Below are 5,184 nucleotides of genomic sequence, written 5' to 3' on the forward strand. Positions count from 1 at the left end.
ATACCAATAAATTTTTTGAAGGAGCTAAAGTATGAGTTTTCGAATTGAAAAAGACACCATGGGTGAAGTTCGAGTACCGAATGACACCTATTGGGGAGCGCAAACACAGCGTTCATTAGAAAATTTCCAAATCGGCGAAGAGAAAATGCCGTATGAAATTACACGCGCATTTTCGTATTTGAAAAAAGCGGTTGCTTTGGTCAACTGCGATCTTGGAATGCTTACCAAAGAGAAAGCGGATGCTATTGCTCAAGCGGCCGATGAAATGCTCTTGGGAAAACTTGATGCTCATTATCCTTTGGTGGTATGGCAAACCGGTTCAGGTACACAATCAAATATGAACAACAATGAAGTGTTGGCCAGCCGTGCAACAGAGATTTTGGGCGGTGATTTCCGCACTCAAAAACTGGTTCATCCGAATGATGATGTCAACAAATCACAAAGCTCGAACGACACCTATCCGACAGCATTGCACGTAGCATCTGTTATTGCGGTAGAGAAACGCCTTCTTCCGGCAATCGAACTACTTCGCAAAACTTTGATCGCAAAAAGCGAAGCGTTCAATGATATCGTTAAAATCGGACGTACCCACCTTCAAGATGCAACGCCGTTGACACTCGGTCAAGAGATCAGCGGCTGGGTAGAGATGTTGAACAAATGTGAAAAAATGGCGAAAGATTCTCTCGAATCGGTTCGTGAACTCGCACTTGGCGGTACAGCGGTCGGTACGGGATTAAATGCTCATCCTGAATTGGGAGAGCGCGTTGCGGCAAAATTGACCGAGCTTACCGGTCATCAGTTTGTGACGGCTCCGAACAAATTTCACGCGTTGACCAGCCATGATGCTTTGGTTTTCGCACACGGCGCACTTAAAGCGCTTGCTGCCGATATGATGAAAATCGCGAACGATGTACGTTGGTTGGCTTCTGGCCCTCGTTGCGGAATCGGTGAAATCACCATTCCAGAAAACGAGCCGGGCTCATCCATAATGCCGGGTAAAGTAAACCCGACTCAAAGTGAAGCGGTAACAATGGTTGCGTGTCAAGTCATGGGGAACGATGCGTGCATCGGTTTCGCGGCAAGTCAGGGAAATTTTGAGCTTAACGTATTTAAACCGGTTATTGCGTACAACTTTTTACAGTCAGTACGTTTGTTGGCTGATTCGATCGTTTCGTTCAACGATAATTGTGCGGTCGGTATCGAGCCGGTACGTGATCAAATCGATGCGTACTTGAATAACTCATTGATGCTTGTTACGGCATTGAACCCTTACATCGGGTATGAAAATGCGGCAAAAATTGCTAAAACAGCCCACAAAGAGAACTCTACACTGAAAGAGACCGCCATTAAACTCGGTCTACTCAGTGCCGAAGAGTTCGATAAATATGTCATCCCTGAAGAGATGACAAGACCGATAGCGTAAACTTATAATAGGAGGAATGGATGAATATTCACGAATATCAAGCAAAAGAATTATTCAAAAAGTACAATGTGCCGACATTACGCGGACACATTGCATTTACACCCGATGAGGCGGTTAAAGCGGCTCAAGAACTCGGCGGAAACATCTGGGTTGTTAAAGCTCAAATCCACGCCGGCGGACGTGGTTTAGGGGGCGGTGTTAAGCTTGCCAAGTCAACGTCTGAAGTACGCGAAATGGCAGCTCAAATCCTAGGGATGCAGCTCGTAACACACCAAACAGGGCCGGAAGGTAAACTTGTTCAAAAAGTGTATATCGAAGAGGGTGCCGATATCAAAAAAGAGTACTATCTTGGTCTCTTGCTTGATCGTGCTCTTGAAATGCCGATCATGATGGCATCGACTGAGGGGGGTATGGCGATTGAAGAGGTCGCACACAATACACCTGAAAAAATTATCAAAGTTTCTATCGATCCATTGACAGGTTTTCAATCATTCCATGGTCGTAAATTGGCATTCGGATTGGGTCTTCCGACCGAAGAGATCAACACTTTTATCAAATTTGCGTCTGCACTTTATAAAGTTTACATGGATCACGATGCTGAGATGATCGAAATCAATCCGTTGGTCAAAACGGGTGACGGCAAATTTTTGGCACTTGATGCAAAAATGGGCTTTGACAACAATGCATTGTACCGCCAATCTCAAGTAAATGAGATGCGTGACTTGAGTGAAGAAGAACCGACGGAAATCGAAGCGGGTAAATTCGGTCTTAGTTACATCAAACTAGACGGTGATGTCGGTTGTATGGTAAACGGTGCGGGACTTGCTATGGGGACGATGGATACGATCAACTATGAGGGCGGAAAACCGGCCAACTTCTTGGACGTCGGCGGTTCAGCGAGTGCTGAAACCGTTGCCAAAGGGTTTGATATCATCCTTAAAGATCCGAATGTCAAAGCAATTTTTGTTAACATTTTCGGCGGAATCGTACGTTGTGACCGTGTAGCTAATGGTATCATCGAAGCAACAAAAATCACCAATGTCAATGTACCGGTTATTGTACGACTTGATGGAACAAACGCTATCGAAGCGGCTGAAATTTTAAATAATGCCGGTATCGCTAACATCGTAGCGGCAACCGATCTTGCAGACGGTGCGCGTAAAGCCGTTGCAGCAGCTAAAGGAGAATAATTTATGTCTATTTTGGTCAATAAAGATACAAAAGTTATCGTACAAGGTTTCACAGGTAAAGAGGGTACATTCCACGCAGAACAATGTATCGCATACGGCACTAAAATCGTCGGCGGTGTTACACCGGGCAAGGGTGGACAAGAACACCTTGGTCAACCGGTTTTTAATACGGTTTCCGAAGCGGTAGCTCACACGGGCGCTACGGTTTCTATGATCTTCGTTCCGCCGGCATTCGTTTCCGATGCGGTTATGGAAGCGGCAGATGCGGGAATCACCCTTGCAGTTATTATTACTGAAGGTGCTCCGGTAAAAGACATGATGTTTGCAAAAGCCTACGCGGTTAAAAAAGACATGATGACTATCGGGCCGAACTGTCCGGGAATCATTACCGCCGAAGAGTGTAAAATCGGGATTATGCCGGGGTTCATTTTCAAAAAAGGGAATGTCGGTCTTATCTCTAAATCAGGGACATTGACGTACGAGTCAGCGAACCAAGTGGTTAAAGAGGGATTTGGTATCACGACTGCGGTTGGTATCGGCGGCGATCCGATTATCGGTTTGAGCTACAAACAACTCCTTCCTATGTTCGAAGCAGATCCGGAAACGCATGCAATCGTTATGATCGGTGAGATCGGCGGAGACTTGGAAATCCAAGCGGCGGCGTATATCAAAGAGCATATCACTAAGCCTGTTGTTGCTTTTATCGCGGGTCAAACAGCACCTGCGGGTAAACGTATGGGGCATGCTGGGGCGATTATCTCCGGCGGTGCCGGTACGGCGGCTGAGAAAATGGCGGCACTTGAAGCGGCAGGGGTAAAAGTCGTAGTTTCACCTGCTGATATCGGTAAAGCACTTGCTGAAGTGATGAAAAAATAATGAACACCGTCTTTGAGGTGGCCAATATTCGTTGCGGCGGGTGCGCTAACACAATTACAACGTCTCTCAAAGAAGCAGGGTTTAAAGAGATCTGTGTTGATCTCTCGTGCGAGCCTCGCAAAGTAACAGTCGATATTACGGACGAGGCGCAATTAGCACAAGTTAAGGCAATATTAAGAAGTCTCGGCTATCCTCTATCAAGTGAGGAAGAGGGCACTATCGATAATGCCACTCTAAAGCTCAAGAGTTTTGTCTCGTGTGCTATAGGTAAATTTTCAACTGATACAAAATCAGATTAATTTCAAAATTGTGAGGAGAACAGATGTTTAAAACGATCAATCCCGGTAATGTCCCTGTGTGGGTAAATACCGATAACTGTAAAGCATGTGATATTTGTGTATCGGTATGCCCATCGGGTGTACTCGGTATGCGTTATGAGCCGACATCAACCTTGGGCGCTATGATCTCGATCAATCACCCTGAAAGTTGCATCGGCTGTAACGAGTGTGAACTCACATGTCCTGACTTTGCTATTTATGTTGCAGATAAAGCAGATTATAAATTTGCAAAACTTACTGATGAAGCAAAAGTACGTCAAGCGGCTATTATCGCCAATAAGTATATGTCACTAGACCAAGCAGGAGTGAAATAATGGCAAGAGAAGTAATTTCAACAGGTAACGAATTATCAGCACTTGGTGCTTTTGATGCAGGTTGTATGTTTTTCGGCGGATATCCGATTACACCATCGTCGGAAGTAATGCATGAGATGTCTGATCTTCTACCGACTGTCGGCGGAAAATTTATCCAAATGGAAGATGAAATCGCAGGTATCTCGGTTGCGCTCGGTGCTTCGATGGCGGGTACCAAATCGATGACGGCAACCTCAGGTCCGGGGATTTCGCTTAAAGCAGAGCAAATCGGTTTGGCATTTATCGCTGAAGTTCCTCTCGTTATCGTAAACGTTATGCGCGGAGGTCCATCAACCGGTCTTCCGACTCGTGTATCCCAAGCCGATATCGGTCAAGCACAGTACCCGACTCACGGTGACTACGCATCGATCACATTGTGTGCAGGTTCACTCGAAGAGTGTTATACGCAAACCGTACGCGGATTTAACTTGGCTGAAAAATATATGTCTCCGGTATTCGTCCTTTTGGATGAGACGGTAGGTCACATGCACGGTAAAGCAATGCTACCTGATCTTGAAGAGGTAAAAGCTTCAATCGTTACCCGTAAACGATATGATGGAAAACCGGAAGATTACCGTCCGTACGATGTTCCTATGAACGAAGCGGCAGTACTTAATCCGATGTTTGAAGGGTACCGTTTCCATTTTACCGGTCTTCACCACGGTCCAACCGGTTTCCCGACGGAAGATGCGGCACAATGCCAATTCAACATCGAGCGCCTTGTCGGTAAAATCAATACCGTTGCGGCAGAAAATGACGGCTTGGACGATGAAGCCGATTATGAAGAGTTTATGATGGAGGATGCCGAAGTATGTATGATCGCATATGGCAGTATCTCTCGCGGTGCTAAAGAAGCAGTTATGAAACTTCGTAACGACGGCATCAAAGCAGGTCTTTTCAGACCAATCGTATTGTGGCCGAGTCCAGCGAAAAAACTCAAAGAGATCGGTCAAAAATTTGACAAAATCTTTGTAACTGAGCTTAACATGGGTCAATATCTCAAA

General features: G+C 45.6%; 6 protein-coding genes. All 6 read left to right on the forward strand.

The window, feature by feature from the left end:
* Positions 1-31 precede the first annotated feature (31 nt).
* Complete coding sequence (gene fumC, locus A3G19_RS06495; protein WP_294871342.1) at positions 32-1,423, forward strand: class II fumarate hydratase; 1,392 nt, start codon at positions 32-34, stop codon at positions 1,421-1,423.
* A gap of 20 nt (positions 1,424-1,443) precedes the next feature.
* The gene (gene sucC / locus A3G19_RS06500) at positions 1,444-2,613 is read left to right on the forward strand and encodes an ADP-forming succinate--CoA ligase subunit beta (RefSeq protein WP_294871345.1); all 1,170 of its coding nucleotides are present in this window, start codon (positions 1,444-1,446) and stop codon (positions 2,611-2,613) included.
* Positions 2,614-2,616: 3 nt separating this feature from the next.
* Positions 2,617-3,489 carry a succinate--CoA ligase subunit alpha gene (gene sucD, locus A3G19_RS06505; RefSeq protein WP_294871348.1) on the forward strand — a complete coding sequence of 291 codons (873 nt, stop codon included), beginning with the start codon at positions 2,617-2,619 and terminating at the stop codon, positions 3,487-3,489.
* Entirely contained in the window at positions 3,489-3,788 is a 300-nt protein-coding gene (locus tag A3G19_RS06510) for a heavy metal-associated domain-containing protein (protein WP_294871351.1), read from the forward strand. Before sucD ends, A3G19_RS06510 begins: the two co-directional genes overlap by 1 nt.
* A gap of 23 nt (positions 3,789-3,811) precedes the next feature.
* A complete protein-coding gene (locus A3G19_RS06515) occupies positions 3,812-4,141 on the forward strand; it encodes a 4Fe-4S dicluster domain-containing protein (protein ID WP_015653656.1) in 330 nt (109 codons plus the stop codon).
* The coding region (locus A3G19_RS06520) for a 2-oxoglutarate synthase subunit alpha (protein ID WP_294871354.1) at positions 4,141-5,184 on the forward strand (1,044 nt) is incomplete at its 3' end. The genes A3G19_RS06515 and A3G19_RS06520, both read left to right, overlap by 1 nt.

The organism is Sulfuricurvum sp. RIFCSPLOWO2_12_FULL_43_24, assembly GCF_001829605.1.
Classification (GTDB): Bacteria; Campylobacterota; Campylobacteria; order Campylobacterales; family Sulfurimonadaceae; genus Sulfuricurvum.

Excerpts from the sequence above, each read along its gene's own strand:
- sucC (WP_294871345.1), top strand. The coding sequence starts at position 1,444 with ATGAATATTCACGAATATCAAGCAAAAGAATTATTCAAAAAGTACAAT.
- fumC (WP_294871342.1), top strand. The coding sequence starts at position 32 with ATGAGTTTTCGAATTGAAAAAGACACCATGGGTGAAGTTCGAGTACCG.
- sucD (WP_294871348.1), top strand. The coding sequence starts at position 2,617 with ATGTCTATTTTGGTCAATAAAGATACAAAAGTTATCGTACAAGGTTTC.
- A3G19_RS06515 (WP_015653656.1), top strand. The coding sequence starts at position 3,812 with ATGTTTAAAACGATCAATCCCGGTAATGTCCCTGTGTGGGTAAATACC.
- A3G19_RS06510 (WP_294871351.1), top strand. The coding sequence starts at position 3,489 with ATGAACACCGTCTTTGAGGTGGCCAATATTCGTTGCGGCGGGTGCGCT.